This window comes from Caballeronia sp. GAFFF1, from assembly GCF_023630705.1.
In the GTDB taxonomy this organism is placed as follows: domain Bacteria; phylum Pseudomonadota; class Gammaproteobacteria; order Burkholderiales; family Burkholderiaceae; genus Caballeronia.
The window spans coordinates 153,449-174,737 of the sequence record NZ_JALQEM010000018.1 but is presented as its reverse complement, the minus strand read 5'-3'; the positions used below and the strand labels follow the sequence as shown (position 1 = coordinate 174,737).

Here is a 21,289-nt window from a genome sequence, read left to right as displayed (position 1 = left end):
CTCAAGCGTCCTTCGAGCGGATGATGCGGCGCAGATCGGCCGCGATCGCGTCGATCGAATCGCGGTCCGTCGCAAGCAGGCGCGCGTGGCCTTCGCGATCGAAGATATAGACGCCTGAGCTGTGCGAGACCTCGTAGGCGCCGCGCGGATCGCGTTTTTCCATTTGATACGCAATGCGATACCGCTGCGCGACCGCTTCGATGGCGCGGTCGCTGCCGGTCAGGCCGACGGCATGCTTCTCGTCGAACGCGCGTACGTACGCGCGCAAGAGCGGCGGCGTGTCGCGCGCCGGATCGACGGAGACGAACAGAATGCGCGCATTGTCCGCGTCCGGTCCGACGCGCTGTAAAACCTGCATCAGGCGCGCCATCGTTTCGGGGCACACGTCCGGACAATGCGTGTAGCCGAAGTACACGAGCGTCGTGTGGCCCTCGAACGAGCGTCCGGTCACGGGCGCGCCGTTGTCGGCGGTGAGCGAGAAGTTCAGGTCGGGCAAGTGTCCCGAGACGTCCGTCAAATGCCACGGCTCACCCGGCCGCGAGCACGCGGCGAGCGCCAGAAAAGCAAGCGGAGCGGCAAAACGGCGCCAGCGCGCGGCCGGCGTTAGAGGCGAAGCAGGGAACGAAGTGTGCATCGGAAGGATCGGGCCGCGATAGGCGGCGGGCTTTGACGGCAGGGACATCTGTCGCAAAATACACGCCTTTGCGGACCGAGGTAGCGCATCATCTACGTTGCGAACCTTTTTTGAGACGATTTGCCGCACAATCGCCGCGTGCTGAAAGCTCCGTCGACGATGAACGGAAGGCTCGCCGAAGGCGTCCGTCAGTCACGCGGCTTTCCGGACCGAAAGCTGGCGCACGTAAGATGCGCAACACTTCGCGCGCCGCGCGCCGTCAAAGGGAAACCACAGGCCAACGACCGATGCAAATTCTTCCCGATTCCCTGTCTCTCGCCGAGACCGCATTTTTCTTCGATTTCGACGGCACGCTCGTCGAGCTCGCCTCCACGCCGGACGGCATTTTCGTGCCGCGATCGGTGCCCGACATTCTCGCTGCGCTCAGACGCGCGACCAACAACGCGGTCGCGGTCGTGTCGGGGCGGGGTATCGACAATATCGACTCGTTCTTGCAGATTCCGGATCTGCCCGTCGCGGGCATGCACGGCGCCGAGCGGCGCGACGCCAACGGCGATGTCCAGCGCATCGGCTTCAACGACGAGCGGCTCTTGCGCATGGAGCACGTGCTGGAGGGCGTGGTGAGCGCCAATCCCGGCATGCTGCTGGAGATCAAGGGCGCGGCGCTCGCGCTGCATTATCGCAACGCGCCCGACCGCGAGCCGGCCGCGCGCGCGGCGACCGAGCGGCTCGTGCACGACTACGCCGATGCCTACGTGCTCCAGCCCGGCAAGATGGTGTACGAGATCAAGCCGAAGGACGTGGACAAAGGCCGCGCGTTGCGCGCCTTCATGGCCGAACCGCCGTTCACGGGCAGAAAGCCTGTCTTCATCGGCGACGATCTGACCGACGAGAAAGGCTTCGCGGTCGTCAACGAGTTCGATGGTCTGTCCATCAAGGTCGGCCCGGGCGAGACGGTGGCGCGCTCACGCATCGAATCGGTGGAACTGCTGCTCGACTGGCTGCAAGTGATCGCGGGAACGGCGGGGAAGCACGCGTGAGCCGTCTGATTATCGTTTCAAACCGGGTCGCGCCGATTTCCGAGGGCGGTCCGGCAGCGGGCGGGCTGGCCGTCGGCGTCTACGACGCGCTCAAGGAAACCGGCGGCGTGTGGTTCGGCTGGAGCGGCGAAGTCCTCTCCACGCCGCCCGACGGCATTACGCTGGAGGAGCACGGCCCGGTGACGTTCGCCACCATCGGGCTCGTGCGGCGCGACTACGACCAGTATTACCGCGGCTTTTCGAACGCGACGCTGTGGCCCGCGTTTCACTATCGTCCGGACCTGATCGAGTTCGATCGCCACGAGTACGACGGCTACTGCCGCGTGAATCACTGGCTCGCCGCGCGGCTCGCGCCGCTGCTGCGGCCCGACGACGTCATCTGGGTGCACGACTATCACCTGATTCCGTTCGCGCAGGCTTTGCGCGCGCTCGGCGTCGAGAATCGCATCGGCTTCTTTCTGCACATTCCGTTTCCCGCGTCGCAGATTCTGTTGAGCGTGCCGCGTCACCGCGAACTGGTCGAGGCGCTTTGCGCGTTCGATCTGCTCGGCTTTCAGACGGAGCCGGACGTGCGCGCGTTCTGCGATTACATCGAAACGGAGGCGGGCGGGGCGCTCACGCGGCACGCTAAGGCGCCTGTCGAGATTCGCGCGTTCGGCCAGACGCTCAAGGCGGCGGCGTATCCGATCGGCGTCTACCCGGACGAAGTGCGCGCGCTCGCCAAGGATGGCGAGGGCGGGCGCGACGTGCAGATCGTCAAGGAGACGCTGCATCAGCGCAAGCTGGTGATGAGCGTCGACCGGCTGGATTACTCGAAGGGCCTCGTGGAGCGTTTTCGCGCGTTCGAGCGTCTGTTCGAGCACGATCCGCAGCAGCGCAACAACGTGTCGTTGCTACAGATCGCGCCGCCGACGCGCACGGACGTCGACGCTTACCGCGACATTCGCCAGCAACTCGAAGCCGAATCGGGGCGCATCAACGGGCGCTATGCGGAGCTGGACTGGACGCCGATTCGCTATATCCATCGCCAGTACGAGCGGCCGGTGCTCGCCGCGCTCTTTCGCGAGGCGCATGTCGGTCTCGTGACGCCGCTGCGCGACGGCATGAACCTGGTCGCGAAGGAGTACGTCTCCGCGCAGAACCCGGAGGATCCCGGCGTGCTCGTGCTCTCGCAGTTCGCGGGCGCGGCGCGCGAACTGACGGCGGCGCTCATTGTGAATCCGCTGGACATCGACGGCATGGCGGATGCGCTCGCCACCGCGCTCGCGATGCCGCTCGACGAGCGCCGGGCCCGGCACCAGGAGATGTATGCGCTCTTGCGCGACAACAACGTATCCGTGTGGCGCGACAACTTCCTGCGCGACCTGAAAGCGCGATAGACGCAAAAAAGCCGCGTTTCCTTAAACAGAAACGCGGCTTTTTCGTGACTCGCTTGTCAGGCCGGCTGCTTGTGCGGCGTCGCGACGATGGAAGGCAGCTTGCCATGTTGCTTGGCGAGCAACTCGCGATACAGCCCCGGCCGCTCGCGCAGCTCTTGCGGCGAGCCGTCGTCGATCACGCGGCCCGCGCTCATCACGATGATCCGGTCGAAGTTCTGCAGCGTCGAGAGCCGGTGCGCGATGGCAATGACCGTGCGGCCGATCATCAGCCGGTCGAGCGCCTGCTGGATCGCTTCTTCGGACGCGCTGTCGAGCGCCGAGGTGGCTTCGTCGAGCAGCAGGATCGGCGCGTTCTTCAGAATGGCCCGCGCGATGGCGATGCGCTGGCGCTGGCCACCCGACAACTTCACGCCGCGATCGCCGACGATCGTATCGAAACCTTCCGGCATCGCCTCGATGAAGTCCGTGCAGCGCGCCTCGCGGGCGGCGGCGAACACTTCCTCGCGGCTCGCGTCAGGACGCCCATACGCGATGTTCTCGAACACCGTGCGATGGAACAGCGAAATATCCTGCGGCACGAGCGCGATGGCGTGACGCAAGCTGTCCTGCGTGATGGCGGCGATATCCTGGCCGTCGATCTTGATGCTGCCTTTCTGCGTCTCGTAGAAGCGTTGCAGCAGGGCGAGCACCGTGGACTTGCCCGCGCCCGACTTGCCGATCAGGCCGACGCGCTGCCCCGGTTCGATATGCAGATGGAAGTTGTCGAGAATCGGACGGCGGCGCGGATACGCGAACGTCACGCCTTCGAAATCGACGCGCCCGCCTTGCGGCACGAGTTCCGTCGCGTCCGACCGGTCCGGCATGCCGTGCGGCTCCAGCAGTGTCTGAACGGCTTCGGCGAGACGCGCGACGTGCTGCGTCACATCGACGAGGGCGACGGCGAGATCGCGCGTGCCGTGCAGAATGGTGAAGCCGAGCGAGCTGACGAGCACGATATCGCCCGAGGTCGCGCGGCCTTGCGACCATAGCCACAGCGCCCAGCCCAGCAAGCCAGCGGAAAGAATCGCGGTGACCACCGCATGGAAGAGGCGCAGCTTTTCGAGGTACAGCAAGCTTTGCTGGCGCGCGACCATTTCGGCCTTCACCGTCGAGCCGAAGCGTTTCTGCTCGCGGAACGTCATGCCGAACGCGCGCACGAGCGCCATGTTGCCGATCACGTCGACGAGTTCGCCATCCACCGACGCCGCCTTCGACGCGAAGCTGTGATGCCGCGCCGATCCGCGCTTCGCGAGCCGGTAGAGCACGAGCGCGAGAATGATCGAGGCGGCCATGAGGCCCGCCGCCATCAACGGATTGACCGCGACGATCATCACGATCGCGCCCAGCACCGCGATGCACGGCGGCAGGACGTTCCACGCCATCACGTTCTCGGAGGTGTAGATGGCGTTCGAAGTCGCGGTGATGCGGCTCGCGAGCATGCCGGGCTGCTTCTCGGAGAAGTACGTGGGCGAATGGCCGGAGAGGTACGAGAACAGGTCCTTGCGCAGATCGCCCGTGACGATCACGAACACGTGGGCGCCGACCCAGCCGCCGACCCGCCAGAGCAGATTGTCGGCGGCGATCAGGCCGACGAGGATCATGAACGCGCCCCAGAGCGGGCCCGGGTGGCCGCGCCCTTGACCGAGCACGTCGATCAGATGCTTGATCGCATATTGCGAAGCGAGCGCGCACCCGACGGCCGCGAACACGCTCGCGAGCACGATGGCATGGGCGATCGGATGCCGGCGGATGTAGCGCATCAGGAACGCGAGCGGGCGGTGCGCATAGCTCGCGAGCTTGGCGTTGTGCGCGTTACGCTGGGAGACGGTGAGTTGGTCCAATGGTCTTTTTGGGTCGTAAAGCGGTTGAGCGTGTGTTGCGCCTTCGGGCGATGCCATGCGGATGCACTGCCTGTCCGATGCGTCGGCACAGCCGGCGCGATTGACATCGAAACCGAGGCGGCGCGGCGCCGTCTCCATCGCTGAATTGTAGCCAGTAACCGGGCGTGCGAACGTCGTTCAGGCAAATGATGCACGGCGGATGTTGCCGTCCGTACATCGACTGTGCGCTTCGCGTCGTCACCGCGAGCACGTCTTTTCGGCTTGGGCGCGCATTGTAAGCACAACGCCCGCATTTTTGCGATGAAGCGGCAACTGGCGCGGCCCGCCGAGCGCGCTCCTGTCCCGGAGCTTCTCGCGCGGCAGCGTCCATATAAGCATGGGATGCGCCAGCATCCCGTTCGGTATGCCCCTCGACGGCAGCGAGCGAGTCGCCGCCCGTGCATCGCCGCGGCACGTGCTCCAATGTAGAACAACCTTAATAAACAGGGGTTTGTTAAATGTTTCCCCGGTGTAACAAGGTAAATAAGTTGAAATGACTCCCTGTCGCCGGTGTAAAAGGCTCCATAATGCGCTCCGGGTTTTCACTTAGACTTTTCGACAGCTTTCTGTAGGAAGTCGTCAACCGCCGGAGCCCGAGCGCGTTTATTGCTGGGCGCGTCGGTTTTTGAGATATGGCTTCGAAGTTGCTTGCGGCAACGCCCGCGCGGAGCCGGTCATCGGCGACCCGCTTTTTATACGAGCACCAGCCGCTGCCGAGGCCGACGCGCCGCGAAAAGCTCTCGCCCGAGCCGAGCGATTCGCTCCCGATGTCAAACATGACAGCAGTACCTTGCCTGACCTTTTATTAGGAGTTTCACGACCATGCGAATCGCTCAAATCGCGCCCCTCCACGAGGCTGTTCCGCCGAAGCTCTACGGCGGCACGGAACGCGTGGTGTCCTATCTGACCGAGGCTCTTGTCGAGGCTGGACACGACGTCACGCTCTTCGCGAGCGGTGATTCGCAGACGTCCGCGAAGCTCGAAGCCTTCTGGCCGCAAGCGCTGCGCCTCGACCCGACTATCCGCGACACGATGGCGCCGCACATGCTGCTGCTCGAAGAAGTCCGCCGCCGCGCCGACGAGTTCGACGTGCTGCACTTCCATATTGACTATTACCCGTTCTCGCTGTTCGCGCGCCAGCCGGTGCCGTTCCTGACGACGATGCACGGCCGTCTCGATCTTCCGGAACTGCAGCCGATCTTCAAAACGTTCAATGACGTGCCGGTGGTGTCGATCTCCGACAACCAGCGCCAGCCGCTGCCGCAAGCCAACTGGCTCTCGACGGTGTACCACGGCCTGCCGGAAAACCTGCTGAAGCCGATTCCGAACGTGAAGCCCGGCTATCTCGCGTTCCTCGGCCGCATTTCGCCGGAGAAGCGCGTGGATCGCGCCATCCGCATCGCGCAGGCCGCGGGCATGAAGATCAAGATCGCCGCGAAGCTGGACAAGGCCGACCGCGCTTATTACGAAGAAGAGATCAAGCCGCTCTTCGCGCTGCCGCACGTCGAGTACATCGGCGAGATCAGCGAGGCCGAGAAGACCGAATTCCTCGGCAACGCGCATGCCCTGCTGTTCCCGATCGACTGGCCGGAGCCCTTCGGCCTCGTGATGATCGAGGCGATGGCCTGCGGCACGCCGGTGATCGCGTTCAATCGCGGCTCGGTGCCGGAAGTGATCGAGAACGGCGTGTCGGGCTTCGTCGTGGAAGACGAACTCTCGGCGATCGCCGCGGTGAAGCGCCTTGACTCGCTGTCGCGCGCGAAGGTCCGCGAGACGTTCGAGACGCGCTTCTCGTCGAAGGTGATGGCGGCGCGCTACGTGCAGAACTATGAGGAACTGCTGCGCCAGAAGCGCCGCACCGTGCTGCGGGAAGTGAACGCCTGATAGCTGCCAGCTGTCTGTGGCCGCAGCGACGCGGCTTGGGAGAACGCCCCGCCCGCCGAAAGGTGCGCGGGGCGTTGTCGTAATGGCACAGTCGCGGCGTAATTCGAGCGCCGCGCCGCGTGCGCGAAGCGAAACCGATGACGCCCTCCGTAATCTCCCTATAATGTCCGAGCTTTGCGCTGCGCAAGGCGCAGTGGCCGCCCGCGCGGAGAGACAGCGGCGGCAGGCAACGTTCGTGGACAGGAGCGCACCCTTTGGCGAGAACCAAGCAAACCAGCGCGAGCCCGGCACCGGGCGCAGGGACTCTGTTCGCGCTGCGGGCCATCGGCGTGATTCTCGCGGCGCGATGGGCGCTCTCGATGTCGCAGATGGGCTACCTCTCCTCGGTGCGCGCGATGACTTCGTCGCCGTGGGCGTGCCTCAATCTCGTCCTCATCTTCCTTCTGATCGTGCTGCCGGGCGCGAAGCCGCGCATGGAGCGTCCGCTGCATCCGTTGCCGCAGTGGCTTCGACAAGCGCTGAGACTGCTCGCGCTGCTGACCTTCGGCTTTGCGATTTTCTCGGTCGGAGCGTTTGTCTGGACGTCGGGCTGGCGGCGCTTCGTGCACGCGCTCGCGGAAACCAACGGCTGGCTGGCTGTCGCGCCGGCGCTCTATGCGGTGGTGATGTGGATTTGCCGGCCCCGCGCGCTCTGGCGCACGAACATCGCGGCGCGGCGCTTCGCCATCGGCCGCTATGCCATTTCGCTCGATCCCGTCACGCGCACGGCCATGGTCTGGGCCGAGAGCCGCAAGCTCGGCCAGTACGACGCGCGAGAACTGTCGGTGAAGTGGCCGGTGCTGGCGGCATCCGCGCAGCCGGCCGCAGCGCCCGTGGCAACGAACGGCATCGCGCGGCGAAGCTGGTTCTCGCGGCGTCCGAAAGTGGAACTGCTCTGGGATTCGCCCGCCGCGGCCGGTCACAATCGCACGACGGTTTTTCGCGCGCCGCTTTCCACCGAAAGCGACCGCAGCGCCGCACGCGCGCTCGACGCCACGCTGAGTCAGGTCTGAGTCGGACCTGAGTCGGAGCTGAGTCGCATCGGGCGAGCCGGACACGTCTTTCTTGTCGATCGTGGGAGGAAAGGATGCTGATACGTTGGTTGCTCGCCGCGCTTCATCTGCTCGCCTTCGGCTTCGCGCTCGGTTCGGTGCTCGCGCGGGCGCGGGCATTGCGCCGGGTGGACGCGGCAGAATCGGTTCAAGCGAACGCATTGCGTCTGCGTGACGTGTTCCGGTCGGACGCGGTGTGGGGCATCGCGGCTGTCGTCCTGATCGTCACCGGCCTGACGCGCGCGTTCGGCGGCTTCGAGAAGGGCGGCGCGTACTATCTGCACGAGCCGCTTTTTCACCTGAAGATGACCGCGCTCGTGGTCATTCTGCTCATCGAAGTCTCACCGATGCTCGCGCTGATTCGCTGGCGCGCGGCGCTGGCGCAGGGCGGGGCGATCGACCTCACGCGCGCGCGGCGCTTCGCGTGGATGAGCGATCTCGAGGCGGCGCTCGTTATCGTGATGGTGATTGCGGCGACTGGAATGGCGCGGGGCGTCTGGGCGAGGTGAGTGCCTCGTTCGCGGGCGGGAAATGAAAAAGGCCCAAGTCGCTAGACTTGGGCCTTTTGATCTTCGGTGTCTTGGCGTTACCAGCACCAGAATTCTGGTGGGTAGTACTGGGATCGAACCAGTGACCCCTGCCGTGTGAAGGCAGTGCTCTACCGCTGAGCTAACCACCCGAAGAGATTGAGATTATGTCAGGACTATCTCGTCTCGTAAAGCGATTCTTTAAGCAATTTCGAAAAATTATGCGGCGACCGCATCCGGCTCGGTCTGCGGCGCCTCTGTCCGCCACACACTCGTGCCCTTGAGCGCCTTGTCGAGGTCGTTGAGCACCGCTTCGTGCGCGGTGAGTTCTTCGCCGCTCGCGGCGATCACCGGCAGATCGAGGTCGTCCAGCGCGATGCGCGGCGCCGCCGTCGCGCCTTCCGTTTCGGCATCGCCCAGCATGTCGATGACGAGGCTCTCCTGGCCGCGCGTCATTGCCAGATAAACCTCGGCGAGCAATTCGGAGTCGAGCAGCGCGCCGTGCAGCGTGCGGTGCGCGTTGCTGATGCCGAAGCGGTCGCACAGCGCGTCGAGCGAATTGCGCTTGCCGGGGAACATCTGCTTCGCGTGCGCGAGCGAGTCGATCACGCCGGCGCAAATCTCGGACACCTTCGGCAGCCCGAGCAGCGCGAATTCCATGTCGAGAAAGCCGATATCGAAGGGCGCGTTGTGGATGATCAGCTCCGCGTCCGCGATAAAGTCGCGCAGTTGCGCGGCGATCTCGGCGAACTTGGGTTTGTCGCTAAGGAATTCAGTGGTAAGGCCGTGCACCGCCAGCGCGCCAGGGTCGCTGTCGCGTTCCGGGTTGACGTAGATGTGCAGGTTGTTGCCCGTCAGCCGGCGATTGATCAGCTCGACACAGCCGATTTCGATGATCCTGTCGCCCGTGCGAGCGTTCAGGCCGGTGGTTTCGGTGTCCAGTATCAGTTGGCGCATGAGGTTCGGTGTAGTGCTGCGTTCAGCTTTCGGCAAGCGATGTCACGCCGCGATTGGCGAGCGCATCGGCGCGTTCGTTCTCGGGATGGCCGGCGTGTCCTTTGACCCAGCGCCATTCAATCTCGTGCTGCGCGACGAGCGCGTCGAGGCGCTTCCACAAGTCGGCATTTTTCACGGGCGTCTTGGCGGCCGTCATCCAGTTCTTTTTCTTCCAGCCGTGAATCCACTCGCTGATGCCTTTCTGCACATATTGCGAGTCGGTGTGGATCACGGCTTGGCACGGCCGCTTCAACGCCTCGAGCGCGGCGATGACGGCCATCAACTCCATGCGGTTGTTCGTGGTCGCGGCTTCGCCGCCGAACAGTTCCTTCTCGAGCGAGCCGAAACGCAGAAGGGCGCCCCAGCCGCCCGGACCGGGATTGCCTTTGCAGGCGCCGTCAGTATAGATGTCGATTACCTTGGCCGATGCGGATTCGTCAGTCATCAATGCTCGTTGCGAGTGTGCGGGGCCGCGACCGGAGCGAGTCCGGGCGCGAGCGCAGGTTTTTTCAGCTTGCGTGGACCGATGAGCCGCATGCCGCGCACGCGCTTCACCGCCGTGATCATGTAAGCGGCGCCGAAAATGGGCCACCAGCGGTCGCCGGCGGGCTCCATGAATTCATAACGCTGCAGCCATTTGTCCGTCAGCAGCGGCGGACGATAGCAGCCGAAGCGCCCGCGTTCAAGGTCGAAGCCGAGCAACTTGATCCAGTCCTTGATGCGCGTGAACGCAATCATGTCGTGCGCTTCCGGCACGAACGGGCGTCCCGCCACCTTGCCGAGCGATTGCCGCGCGCCCCACAGACTGAGCGAATTGAAACCCAGGATGATCAACTGGCCTTCGGGCACGAGCACGCGCTCGGCTTCGCGCAATAGCCGGTGCGGATCGCGCGAGAATTCCAGCGTATGCGGCAGCACGAGCAAGTCGACGCTCTGTGCTTCGAACGGCAAATCCAGGAATTCGCACCAGACCGTGCTCCGTCCTTCCGGCGCGCTCGCGCCTCTTGCGGACGTGCGCGGCAACGTGTACGGCGCGCTCGCGCCGCTTTCGGCGTCGAGCACGAGCGCGCGCCCGGTCATGCGATTCTCGCGCAAGGCATCCAGTTGCGGCATGCCGAGCTGAAGCGCGTGATAGCCGAAGATATCGCAGACCACGCGGTCGAGCTGCGCCTGCTCCCACTCCAGCACGTAGCGTCCGGGCGCGGAGTTCGTCCAGGCGGGCCAGTCTATAATCGCTCGGTCAGACATGTTCGGATGCCGCGTAGATGATCGCCATGGATTCGTTTGCTGAAGATTCGTCCAAACGCGCGCCCAGGCGCGAACTCGAGTACGTGCCGGTCCCGGCCTTCGAAGACAACTACATCTGGCTCGTGTCGGATTCGTGCGATGCCGTCGTGATCGACCCGGGCGACGCCGCGCCCGTCGAGGCCTATCTCGCCGAACGCGGCTGGCGGCTGACCGCTATTTTACTCACGCACCATCATCGCGACCATGTCGGCGGTGTGAAAGCATTGCTCGATAGCCGATCGGACGAGGGCATTCCCGTGTACGGGCCGGCCGGCGAGCGCATCGAGCATCTGACTGGGCGGCTGGCCGGCGGCGACACGGTACGCATCGCCCAGCCAGAAGTGAGCTTCACCGTCATGGATGTGCCCGGCCATACGGCCGGCCATATCGCGTATTTTCGGGAAGACGACGGAAGCGGCACGCCGCACGTCTTCTGCGGCGACACGCTGTTCGCGAGCGGCTGCGGGCGTCTTTTCGAAGGCACGCCGCAGCAGATGCTCACCTCGCTCGACGCGCTCGCGGCGCTTCCCGACGCGACGCTCGTGCATTGCGCGCACGAATACACGCTGTCGAACATTCGCTTCGCGCGAGCCTGCGAGCCGGACAGTGTGGCGCTCGCGCGCTGGAGCGACGAAGCACAGGCGCTGCGTGCCGCCGGCAAGCCGACGCTGCCCACGACCATCGGTCACGAAAAAGCGCTAAATCCGTTTTTGCGCGTCGATCAGCCGGCAATTCGAGCGGCGCTTGTCGCGCAGTTCAAGGAGCCGGTCGCCGGCCGCACCGAAGCGTTCCGCATGCTGCGCGGATGGAAGGACAATTTCCGCTGAGCGCCGGGAACTTAATGCAATACTTTAGGAACGGCGATAGATGCAAGATTTTGCAGGGGTTTTACGCGCATTCTTATTGACGTCCTAGGTTCGGTTCCGTACCATCGGCTCCAAATTTCCAAGCATATCTTTTGGAAGCCGAGACGTTCATGCGACTAACATTAAGTGCGCTATCCGTCCTGACGCTGGCCGCGTGTGCCAGCCAGGGGCCGACAGCGCCCGCCTCAGATCCTACTTCCGCCACTCCTACCGCCGCCTCGCAGCAACAAGTCGCCGACACGATTCGCCGCACCGCAGCCGCCAAGGAAACCATCAACGTCGACAAGACGCCTGTCACTTCGCTCGCCGGTTCCGCGGACTTGTGGAGCCGCATTCGCAATGGTTTCCAGATTCCGGACCTGCAAAGCGATCTCGTCGACATGCAGGTGAACTGGTACGCGCAGCGTCCGGATTACGTCGAGCGCATGACCACGCGCTCGCAGAAGTACCTGTATCACATCGTCGAGGAACTTGAGCAGCGCCATATGCCGACGGAACTGGCGCTTCTGCCGTTCATCGAGTCGGCGTACAACCCGCAGGCGCTGTCCGTCGCGAAGGCGGCCGGCATGTGGCAGTTCGTGCCGGGCACCGGCCGCGACTACAACCTCAAGCAGAACATGTGGCAGGACGAGCGCCGCGACGTGCTCGCGTCGACGAGCGCCGCGCTCGACTATCTCTCGCGTCTGCATGACATGTTCGGCGACTGGCACCTGGCGCTCGCCGCATACAACTGGGGCGAGGGCAACGTGCAGCGGGCCATTGCGCGCAACGAAGCGGCCGGTTTGCCGACCGACTACGAAAGCCTGCGCATGCCCAACGAGACGCGCAATTACGTGCCGAAGCTGCAGGCCGTCAAGAACCTCGTGACGAATCCGCAGCAGTACGGTCTCGCGCTGCCGGACATTCCGAATCACCCGTACTTCGTCACGGTCACGACCGCGCGCGATATCGACGTGACCATGGCTGCGAAGCTCGCCGGCATGAGCGTCGAGGAATTCCGCTCGCTGAATCCGTCGTTCTCGAAGCCGGTCATTCTCGGCGCGACGAACCCGCAAATCTTGCTGCCGTTCGACAACGCCGCCACGTTCCAGCGCAACCTCGGGTCGTACACGGGCGCGTTGTCGTCGTGGACCACGTACACAGTGACCGAGCGGGCGCGGCCTGCGGCGATCGCCGAGAAGATCGGTGTCGATGCGGACACGCTCATGTCGGTCAACCGCATTCCGGCGGGCATGCGTCTGAAGCCGGGATCGACCATCGTCGTGCCGCGCACGGACGACGACGACGAAGACATCAGCGCCGACGTCGCCGCGAACGCCATGCTGGCCGTTGAGCGCGACGTGCCCGACACGCGCAAGATGGCCATTCGCGTGCGCCGCAAGCAGTCCATCGCGACGCTGGCGGACCGTTACAACGTGTCGGTGGCGCAAGTGCGGGCCTGGAACCATACGCATCGCGATATGTTCATGCCGGGGCAAGTCGTCGTGCTGCACGTTCCGTACGGTCGTGCCGTGCCTGCCGAGCCGGGCCCGGTGCGCGTCGAGACGGTGGCGGCGTCGAGCCGTTCGTCGGGCGGCGTCAGCCGAATCGGCACCCATGTCACCGCGAAAACGCCGCACGGCAAGGCGCCGGGACATACGCTCACGCGCGTGTCGGCTACGATCTCGCCGAAGACGGGCGCTTCCGCCAAGCCCGCTGCCCCGGCCAGGACGGAAAAGCACGCCGCCGCGCATTCCGCCGGTTCCAAGGCCAAGAAGAAATAAGGGCAGCGCGGCTCGCGCTTTCTGCTTATTCCACGCCGTCACCAAGGTGACGGCGTTTTCATTTCGCGGCGCAGTTAAACTGGCGTTTCAAAAGAACAACTGTCCAGCGCATGCCGTCCTCCGTTCGTCTCCGGGTGTTCTTCCTCTTTGCCGCCGGGTATTTCGTCTCGTACGTGTTTCGTGGCGTCAACCTCGGCTTCGCGCCGCTCATCACGCATGATCTCGGTCTGTCCGCCGCCGATCTCGGCTTGCTGACGTCGCTCTATTTCATCGGCTTCGCGATCGCGCAGATTCCGGTCGGCGTGCTGCTCGACCACTACGGGCCGCGCCGCGTCACCGCCGGCATGCTGGTGTTCGCGGCGGCCGGCATCTGGACGTTCGGCGCGTCGCACGGGCTGGGCGGATTGATGGTGGGGCGCTTGCTGATCGGCGTAGGCGTCTCCGTCTGTCTGAGCGCGGCGTTCAAGGCGTCCGCGCAGCATTTTCCGGTCGCGCGGCTGCCGCTCGTCAATGGCTTCACGATGGCGGTCGGCGGACTCGGCGGGGTGGTCGTCGGCTCGCCGCTCGCCTCGCTGTTGCAGACGACGACGTGGCGGCAGGTGTCGATCGGCCTCGGCGTGTTCACGCTCGTCGTCGCGGCAGCCATCGCGCTCTTCGCGCCTCGCAAGGCGGACTCGCATCATCAGGCCGACGTCATCAGCCAGTTCAAGGGCACCTGGCACATCCTGAAAAGCGGCGCGTTCTGGAAGATCGCGTCTTTCTCCGTCGTCACGCAGGGCGTGTTCTATGCGATGCAATCGCTCTGGATCCGCCCCTATCTGCTCGACGTGATGAACTTGACACCCGCGCACGCCGCCGCGCTCGTGTCGGTGCTCGGCTTCGCGATGATGCTCGGGTGCGTCGGCTTCGGCGCGGCGGCGCGCGGCATGGAGCGGCGCGGCGTGTCCGTCTACGCGTTCTGCGGCGTAGGAATGGCGCTCTACGTTCTCGTGCAGGTGCTGATGGTGCTGCGCGTGCCGCTGCCGCCCGCGACGCTGCTCGCTGCCTACGGCGTGTTCGGCGGCACCGGCATCTTGAGCTACGCGGTGATGGCCGAGTACTTCCCGTCGCACATGATCGGCCGGGCGACGACGACGCTCACGCTCGTGATTTTCCTGCTGATCTTCGGTTTTCAGGTCGGCGTGGGCGCAGTGCTTTCGCGCTGGACGCCGGAAGGCGGTCACTATCCGGCAGCCGCGCATGTGACGGTGTGGAGCGTTCTGATCGCGTTGCAATTGGCGAGCGCGGTTTGGTACGTGTTGCCGAGCCGCGTGCTGCACAAGACCGGGCGAACTGCATCGTAGAGGTGTCGCGAGAACGGGACGCACGGCAAGCGGAGACTTCCGAAATTTGGCGAAACGTCTGATTTCACGCTATAATTCGAAGGTTTGAGCATATCAACCCGCACCCTAGCGCCTACCTCCCATACACCGTCGTTCGCTGCGCCTGGCAGCGCGCGCTGCACGCCGCAATCGTCCGCTTGGCAACCTCGTTCGCTTACTGCGAACAGTCCGGTCCGAGCCGCGATTCCCGAGTTTCCCGCGTGTAAGCCGCCGCCCTCGCGCAAGGATGCCCGCGCTCGCTTCGTGCCGCGGCCCCACGCCTGAATTTCGGACAGACAGGTCGGTAACAGGGTGTTCCCCAAGGAGCTTCCCGTGTTGCCGTCATTCTCCCCAGCACTTCTCGCACTTGCCGACGGCACGGTCTTTCGTGGTCAATCGATCGGCGCCGCAGGTTCGACGATCGGCGAAGTGGTGTTCAACACCGCGATCACCGGCTATCAGGAAATCCTGACCGATCCGAGCTACGCCCGCCAGATCGTCACCCTGACGTATCCGCACATCGGCAACGTCGGCGTCAACGCCGAAGACGTCGAAGCCAGCCGAGTCCATGCCGCCGGCCTTATCATCCGTGACCTCCAGGTGCTCGCTTCGAACTTCCGTTCCGAGCAAACGCTTTCCGATTATCTAAAGGCGCAGGGCATCCCCGCCATTGCGGGCATTGACACGCGCAAGCTCACGCGCATTCTGCGCGACAAGGGCGCGCAGAACGGCTGCATCCTCGCCGGCAGCGACGACGAAGCCGAAGCCCTGCGGCTCGCGCGCTCGTTCCCCGGCCTTGCCGGCATGGACCTCGCGAAGGTCGTGTCGACGAAAGAGCGTTACGAATGGACGCAACGCGAATGGCGCCTCGGCAGCGGCTACGGCACGCAGGACGCGCCGACATTCCGCGTCGTCGCGTTCGATTACGGCGTCAAGTACAACATCCTCCGCATGCTGGCCGAGCGCGGCTGCCACGTGACCGTGCTGCCGGCTGAAGCCACCGCCGCAGATGCGCTCGCTCTCAATCCTGACGGCATTTTCCTGTCCAACGGCCCAGGCGACCCGGAACCGTGCGACTACGCGATCGCCGCGACGCGCGAATTCATCGAGCGCGGCATTCCCACGTTCGGCATCTGCCTCGGGCATCAGATCATGGGGCTCGCCGTCGGCGCAAAGACCACGAAGATGAAGACCGGCCACCACGGCGCGAATCATCCGGTGAAGGATATGGAAGACGGCCGCGTCGTGATCACGTCGCAGAACCACGGCTTCGCGGTAGACGCCGCGACGCTCCCCGCGAACGCCAAGGTCACGCACGTCTCGCTTTTCGACGGCACGCTGCAAGGCTTCGCGCTGACCGACAAGCCCGCGTTCTGCTTCCAGGGCCACCCGGAAGCGTCGCCCGGCCCGCACGACATTGCGTATCTGTTCGACCGCTTCATCAAGCTGATGGAAGCGCAGAAGGTCGCCGCATAAAGAACATCACAGAGCACAGTTATGCCGAAGCGCACAGACATCAAGAGCATTCTCATCATCGGCGCGGGCCCGATCATCATCGGTCAGGCGTGCGAGTTCGACTATTCCGGCGCGCAGGCGTGCAAGGCACTGCGCGAGGAAGGCTACAAGGTCATTCTCGTGAACAGCAATCCCGCGACGATCATGACCGACCCGAACACGGCGGACGTCACCTACATCGAGCCGATCTCGTGGGAAGTGGTCGAACGCATCATCGCGAAAGAGCGGCCCGATGCGATCCTGCCGACCATGGGCGGGCAGACCGCGCTCAATTGCGCGCTCGACCTGTTCCATCACGGCGTGCTGGAAAAGTACAACGTCGAGCTGATCGGCGCATCGCCGGAAGCCATCGACAAGGCGGAAGACCGCCAGAAGTTCAAGGACGCGATGACCAAGATCGGCCTCGGTTCGGCCAAGTCGGGCATCGCGCATTCGATGGAAGAGGCGCTCGCCGTGCAGGCGCAGATTGCCGAAGCGACCGGCAGCGGCGGCTATCCGACCGTGATCCGGCCGTCGTTCACGCTCGGCGGATCGGGCGGCGGCATTGCGTACAACAAGGAAGAGTTCGAGGAAATCTGCCGTCGCGGTCTCGATTTGTCGCCGACGCGCGAGCTCCTGATCGAAGAATCGCTGCTCGGCTGGAAAGAGTACGAGATGGAAGTGGTCCGCGATAAAAAGGACAACTGCATCATCGTGTGCTCGATCGAAAACCTCGATCCGATGGGCGTGCATACCGGCGACTCCATCACCGTCGCGCCCGCGCAGACGCTCACCGACAAGGAGTATCAGGTGCTGCGTAACGCGTCGCTCGCGGTGCTGCGCGAAATCGGCGTGGACACGGGCGGCTCGAACGTGCAGTTCGCGATCAACCCGGTCGACGGCCGCATGGTCGTCATCGAAATGAATCCGCGTGTGTCGCGCTCATCCGCTTTGGCATCGAAAGCGACGGGCTTCCCGATCGCCAAGGTCGCCGCGAAGCTCGCCTGCGGCTATACGCTCGACGAGCTCAAGAACGAAATCACCGGCGGGCAGACGCCGGCATCATTCGAGCCGACCATCGACTATGTCGTGACGAAGGTGCCGCGTTTCGCGTTCGAGAAATTCCGCGAAGCCGATTCGCGTCTCACGACGCAGATGAAGTCGGTCGGCGAAGTGATGGCCATTGGCCGCACGTTCCAGGAGTCGTTCCAGAAGGCGCTGCGCGGTCTGGAAGTCGGCGTGGACGGTCTCGACGAGAAGACCACGAGCCGCGACGAAGTGATCCGTGAGATCGGCGAGCCGGGCCCGGACCGCATCTGGTATCTCGGCGACGCGTTCCGTCTCGGCCTCACGCCCGAAGAAATTTTCGAGGAAACGTCGATCGATCCGTGGTTCCTCGCGCAGATCGAACAGATCGTGCTAAAGGAAAAGGCGCTGCAAGGCCGCACGCTCGAAAGTCTCACGCGCGACGAACTGCTGTATCTGAAAAAGAGCGGCTTCTCGGATCGGCGTCTCGCGAAGCTCACGGGCTCGACGCAAGCCGACGTGCGCAAGAAGCGCCATGAACTGAAGGTGCGTCCGGTGTACAAGCGCGTCGATACGTGCGCGGCCGAATTCGCGACGAAAACAGCCTACATGTACTCGACCTACGAGGAAGAGTGCGAAGCGAACCCGACGGACAAGAAGAAGATCATGGTGCTCGGCGGCGGGCCGAACCGGATCGGACAGGGCATCGAGTTCGACTACTGCTGCGTTCACGCCGCGCTCGCCATGCGCGAAGACGGCTATGAAACCATCATGGTCAACTGCAATCCGGAGACCGTGTCCACGGACTACGACACCTCCGACCGCCTCTACTTCGAATCGCTGACGCTCGAAGACGTGCTCGAAGTCGTCGATCTCGAAAAGCCGGTCGGCGTGATCGTGCAGTACGGCGGCCAGACGCCGCTCAAGCTCGCGCTGGACCTCGAGGCGAACGGCGTGCCGATCATCGGCACGTCGCCGGACATGATCGACGCCGCCGAAGACCGCGAACGCTTTCAGAAGCTATTGAAGGATCTCGATCTGCGTCAGCCGCCGAACCGCACCGCGCGCACCGAAGACGAAGCGCTGAAGCTCGCGGAAGAGATCGGTTATCCGCTCGTCGTGCGTCCTTCGTACGTGCTGGGCGGCCGCGCGATGGAAATCGTGCACGAGCCGCGCGACCTCGAACGCTATATGCGCGAGGCCGTGAAGGTGTCGAACGATTCGCCGGTGCTGCTCGACCGGTTCCTGAACGACGCGATCGAATGCGACGTCGACTGCATCTCGGACGGCGAAGCGGTGTTCATCGGCGGCGTGATGGAGCATATCGAACAGGCGGGCGTGCATTCGGGCGATTCGGCCTGTTCGCTGCCGCCGTATTCGTTGTCGGATGCGACCGTCGACGAGCTGAAGCGCCAAACCGCAGCGATGGCCAAGGCGTTGAACGTCGTCGGCCTGATGAACGTGCAGTTCGCCATCCAGCAGGTTACGCAGGAAGACGGCACGAAGAAGGACGTCATCTACGTGCTGGAAGTGAATCCGCGCGCATCGCGCACGGTGCCGTATGTGTCGAAGGCCACGAGCCTGCCGCTCGCGAAGATCGCCGCGCGCGCCATGGTCGGTCAGACGCTCGCGCAGCAAGGCGTGACGAAGGAAGTCGTGCCGCCGTACTTCAGCGTGAAGGAAGCGGTGTTCCCGTTCGTCAAGTTCCCGACCGTCGATCCGGTTCTCGGGCCGGAAATGCGTTCGACCGGCGAAGTGATGGGCGTGGGCCGCACCTTTGGCGAGGCGCTCTTCAAGTCGCAATTGGCGGCGGGCTCGCGCTTGCCGGAATCGGGCACGGTGCTCCTGACCGTGATGGACGCGGACAAGCCGAAGGCGGTGGAAGTGGCGAGCATGCTGCACGAGCTCGGCTATCCGATCGTCGCGACCAAGGGCACGGCTGCGGCCATCGCGGCGGCGGGCGTGCCGGTCAAGGTCGTCAACAAGGTGAAGGACGGCCGGCCGCATATCGTCGACATGATCAAGAACGGCGAGATCGCGCTCGTCTTCACGACGGTCGATGAAACCCGCGCGGCGATCGCCGATTCGCGCTCCATCCGCATGAGCGCGCAGGCCAACAAGGTCACGTACTACACGACGATGTCGGGCGCGCGTGCCGCCGTGGAAGGCCTGCGTTATCTGCGTGATTTGGAAGTCTATGATTTACAAGGCTTGCATGCTCGCCTAAACTAAGGCTTCGACGACTGGTCTAAGTAACACGAGCCGCGGTTGAGCGGTATCTCCTCATACGGGAGATGCGCTAACCGCGGTAATTTTTTTACGGCTGTTTTTTGTTTTGGGCTGTCTATGAGCACGATTCCCTTGACCAAGCGCGGCGCGGAGTTGCTGCGCGACGAATTGCAACGCCTGAAGTCTGTCGAGCGTCCGGCGGTCATCAACGCGATCGCGGAAGCGCGCGCGCAGGGCGATCTGTCTGAAAACGCAGAATACGATGCCGCGAAGGAAAAGCAGGGCTTCATCGAGGGCCGGATCGCCGAACTCGAATCGAAGCTGGCGGCGGCGCAAGTGATCGACCCGACCACCGTGGATGCCGACGGCCGCGTGGTGTTCGGCGCGACCGTCGAACTCGAAGACCTGGAATCCGGCGACACCGTGACGTACCAGATCGTCGGCGACGACGAAGCGGATATCGATCACGGCCTGATCTCGGTGAGCTCGCCGATTGCGCGCGCGCTGATTTCGAAGTCGGAAGGCGACGTCGCGTCGGTGCAGGCGCCGGGCGGCGCGCGCGAGTACGAAATCATCGCTGTCCGCTACGTCTGATGGCCATCGCGCACCGGCTCTTTCGCATCGTCAGCATGCTCTGGGTGGGTAGCCTGCTGACGCTCGGCCTCGTCGCCGCACCTGTTCTCTTTTCGATGCTCGAGCCCGCCGTGGCCGGGTCGGTCGCCGCGCAGTACTTCAGGATCGAGGCCTTCGTCGGCGTGGTCAGCGCGCTGGTTCTGATTCTGATCGGCAATCGCTTCGTGAAAAGCGGTATTGCGGACTATAAGCGCGTGCGATGGATTGTCGCGGTCATGCTGGTGTGCGTGCTCGCCGGTTACTTCGCGTTGCAGCCGTTCATGAACTCGCTGCGCATGGCGGCGCAGGCAGCCGGCACCGATCTCGCCAGTTCGCCGTATGCGCGGCAGTTCGGCATTCTGCACGGCATATCGAGCGCCATCTATCTGATCGAATGTCTTTTCGGCATTGCGCTCGTGTGGCGCTTGCCCGGCAGCGCGCCCAGCGCCATCGTGCCGAAGAACAAGTCGGCGAAGATGGCGGCCAAGCGGGCGCGGAGCTGATCCGCGCTGTGATTTAACGCGGCGCGAGCGTTCTGTATCCCGTTCACGCCGCCTCGGTCACTTTGCGGCCTGATGCTGGCGCTTCGAGCTCGTCTGACGCTTCTTCGCGCGCTTCACGTTGCCGCCCGCGGTCACGCGCTCGTTGCCGAGCACTTTGAGCGTCTGCTTCTTGGGCTTTTTGAACGCAGGCGCATCGCGCGAGATTTTCACGGCCTTGACGATGCGCGGCGCGCGACCCTTCGAAGGACGCTCGACGGCTTCCGCCGCGCTCGGCGGCATGGTGCTGCGCGTGCGCGTGCTGCGGCTCTTGGCCGGCGCGGCGCCTTCCGGCCGCCAAATGACCAGCAGCTTGCCGATGTGCTGGATAGGCGCTGCGTTCAGGCGGTCGCAGATTTCGTCGTAAATGGCGATGCGCGCTTCGCGGTCGTCGCCGAACACGCGAATCTTGATGAGCTGGTGCGCTTCGAGGTGCACGCCGATTTCGTTCAGCACGGCATCCGTCAAACCCTCCGCGCCGACGAGCACGACGGGCTTGAGCGCATGGGCCTGGGAGCGCAGGTCGGAGCGTTGGGCAGGAGAGAGTTCGAGAGCTGGCATGAGAAATTGGGGAGTCGACTAAAATAGGGCGGCGCGGGCCTGGCGGCGTGCCAAACGCGTAATGCGAAGTGCGAAGAAGCC

The 21,289-nt window shown here is 64.2% G+C and carries 19 protein-coding genes and 1 tRNA gene; 12 read left to right on the top strand and 8 right to left on the bottom strand.

Going from position 1 to position 21,289, the window contains the following annotated elements:
* Position 1: 1 nt before the first annotated feature.
* Entirely contained in the window at positions 2–634 is a 633-nt protein-coding gene (locus NCR37_RS09145) for an SCO family protein (RefSeq protein WP_250472712.1), read from the bottom strand.
* Between the two features lie 287 nt (positions 635–921).
* Here NCR37_RS09145 and otsB point away from each other — a divergent pair, with 287 nt between their 5' ends.
* Complete coding sequence (otsB, locus tag NCR37_RS09140; RefSeq protein ID WP_250472711.1) at positions 922–1,674, top strand: trehalose-phosphatase; 753 nt, start codon at positions 922–924, stop codon at positions 1,672–1,674.
* Positions 1,671–3,053, top strand: a complete 1,383-nt coding sequence (gene otsA / locus NCR37_RS09135; RefSeq protein WP_250472710.1) for an alpha,alpha-trehalose-phosphate synthase (UDP-forming) — start codon at positions 1,671–1,673, stop codon at positions 3,051–3,053. The genes otsB and otsA overlap by 4 nt, the downstream gene beginning before the upstream one ends.
* Positions 3,054–3,109: 56 nt before the next feature.
* On the opposite strand, the gene NCR37_RS09130 is transcribed toward otsA, so the two are convergent.
* A complete protein-coding gene (locus NCR37_RS09130) occupies positions 3,110–4,990 on the bottom strand; it encodes an ABC transporter ATP-binding protein (protein ID WP_250472709.1) in 1,881 nt (626 codons plus the stop codon).
* Positions 4,991–5,426: 436 nt separating this feature from the next.
* A complete protein-coding gene (locus tag NCR37_RS09125) occupies positions 5,427–5,750 on the bottom strand; it encodes a hypothetical protein (protein WP_250472708.1) in 324 nt (107 codons plus the stop codon).
* 44 nt (positions 5,751–5,794) lie between these two features.
* On the opposite strand from NCR37_RS09125, the gene NCR37_RS09120 reads away from it, so the two are divergent.
* The 3 genes from NCR37_RS09120 to NCR37_RS09110 all read left to right on the top strand — a co-directional run bounded on the left by NCR37_RS09120 (position 5,795) and on the right by NCR37_RS09110 (position 8,456).
* Complete coding sequence (locus tag NCR37_RS09120; RefSeq protein ID WP_250472707.1) at positions 5,795–6,856, top strand: glycosyltransferase family 4 protein; 1,062 nt, start codon at positions 5,795–5,797, stop codon at positions 6,854–6,856.
* 254 nt (positions 6,857–7,110) lie between these two features.
* The gene (locus NCR37_RS09115; protein WP_250472706.1) at positions 7,111–7,908 is read left to right on the top strand and encodes a hypothetical protein; all 798 of its coding nucleotides are present in this window, start codon (positions 7,111–7,113) and stop codon (positions 7,906–7,908) included.
* A 74-nt stretch (positions 7,909–7,982) separates the two neighbouring features.
* Positions 7,983–8,456 carry a DUF2214 family protein gene (locus NCR37_RS09110; RefSeq protein ID WP_250472705.1) on the top strand — a complete coding sequence of 158 codons (474 nt, stop codon included), beginning with the start codon at positions 7,983–7,985 and terminating at the stop codon, positions 8,454–8,456.
* 95 nt (positions 8,457–8,551) lie between these two features.
* On the opposite strand, the gene NCR37_RS09105 is transcribed toward NCR37_RS09110, so the two are convergent.
* From NCR37_RS09105 to NCR37_RS09090, 4 genes are all read right to left on the bottom strand, one after another.
* Positions 8,552–8,626, bottom strand: a tRNA-Val gene (locus tag NCR37_RS09105).
* A gap of 67 nt (positions 8,627–8,693) precedes the next feature.
* Positions 8,694–9,431, bottom strand: a complete 738-nt coding sequence (dnaQ, locus tag NCR37_RS09100) for a DNA polymerase III subunit epsilon (protein WP_250472704.1) — start codon at positions 9,429–9,431, stop codon at positions 8,694–8,696.
* A 22-nt stretch (positions 9,432–9,453) separates the two neighbouring features.
* On the bottom strand, positions 9,454–9,915 hold the full coding sequence (gene rnhA / locus NCR37_RS09095) for a ribonuclease HI (RefSeq protein ID WP_250472703.1): 462 nt from the start codon (positions 9,913–9,915) through the stop codon (positions 9,454–9,456).
* Positions 9,915–10,718, bottom strand: coding sequence for a class I SAM-dependent methyltransferase (locus tag NCR37_RS09090; protein ID WP_250472702.1), 804 nt, complete (start codon positions 10,716–10,718; stop codon positions 9,915–9,917). Before NCR37_RS09090 ends, rnhA begins: the two co-directional genes overlap by 1 nt.
* Before the next feature lie 17 nt (positions 10,719–10,735).
* On the opposite strand from NCR37_RS09090, the gene gloB reads away from it, so the two are divergent.
* From gloB to NCR37_RS09055, 7 genes are all read left to right on the top strand, one after another.
* Entirely contained in the window at positions 10,736–11,584 is an 849-nt protein-coding gene (gloB, locus tag NCR37_RS09085; protein ID WP_250472701.1) for a hydroxyacylglutathione hydrolase, read from the top strand.
* A gap of 149 nt (positions 11,585–11,733) precedes the next feature.
* Positions 11,734–13,386 (top strand): transglycosylase SLT domain-containing protein, encoded by a 1,653-nt coding sequence (locus tag NCR37_RS09080; protein WP_250472700.1) that lies wholly within the window; start codon positions 11,734–11,736, stop codon positions 13,384–13,386.
* 110 nt (positions 13,387–13,496) lie between these two features.
* On the top strand, positions 13,497–14,729 hold the full coding sequence (locus NCR37_RS09075; RefSeq protein ID WP_250472699.1) for an MFS transporter: 1,233 nt from the start codon (positions 13,497–13,499) through the stop codon (positions 14,727–14,729).
* Between the two features lie 351 nt (positions 14,730–15,080).
* Positions 15,081–16,223, top strand: a complete 1,143-nt coding sequence (carA, locus tag NCR37_RS09070; RefSeq protein WP_250472698.1) for a glutamine-hydrolyzing carbamoyl-phosphate synthase small subunit — start codon at positions 15,081–15,083, stop codon at positions 16,221–16,223.
* A 21-nt stretch (positions 16,224–16,244) separates the two neighbouring features.
* Positions 16,245–19,499 (top strand): carbamoyl-phosphate synthase large subunit, encoded by a 3,255-nt coding sequence (carB, locus tag NCR37_RS09065; RefSeq protein WP_250472697.1) that lies wholly within the window; start codon positions 16,245–16,247, stop codon positions 19,497–19,499.
* A 114-nt stretch (positions 19,500–19,613) separates the two neighbouring features.
* On the top strand, positions 19,614–20,090 hold the full coding sequence (gene greA, locus NCR37_RS09060) for a transcription elongation factor GreA (RefSeq protein ID WP_250472696.1): 477 nt from the start codon (positions 19,614–19,616) through the stop codon (positions 20,088–20,090).
* Positions 20,090–20,611: a DUF4149 domain-containing protein gene (locus NCR37_RS09055; RefSeq protein WP_284506826.1), complete on the top strand. Its 522-nt coding sequence runs from the start codon at positions 20,090–20,092 to the stop codon at positions 20,609–20,611. The genes greA and NCR37_RS09055 overlap by 1 nt, the downstream gene beginning before the upstream one ends.
* Positions 20,612–20,668: 57 nt before the next feature.
* On the opposite strand, the gene NCR37_RS09050 is transcribed toward NCR37_RS09055, so the two are convergent.
* Positions 20,669–21,208 (bottom strand): YhbY family RNA-binding protein, encoded by a 540-nt coding sequence (locus NCR37_RS09050; protein WP_250472695.1) that lies wholly within the window; start codon positions 21,206–21,208, stop codon positions 20,669–20,671.
* Positions 21,209–21,289: the final 81 nt, after the last annotated feature.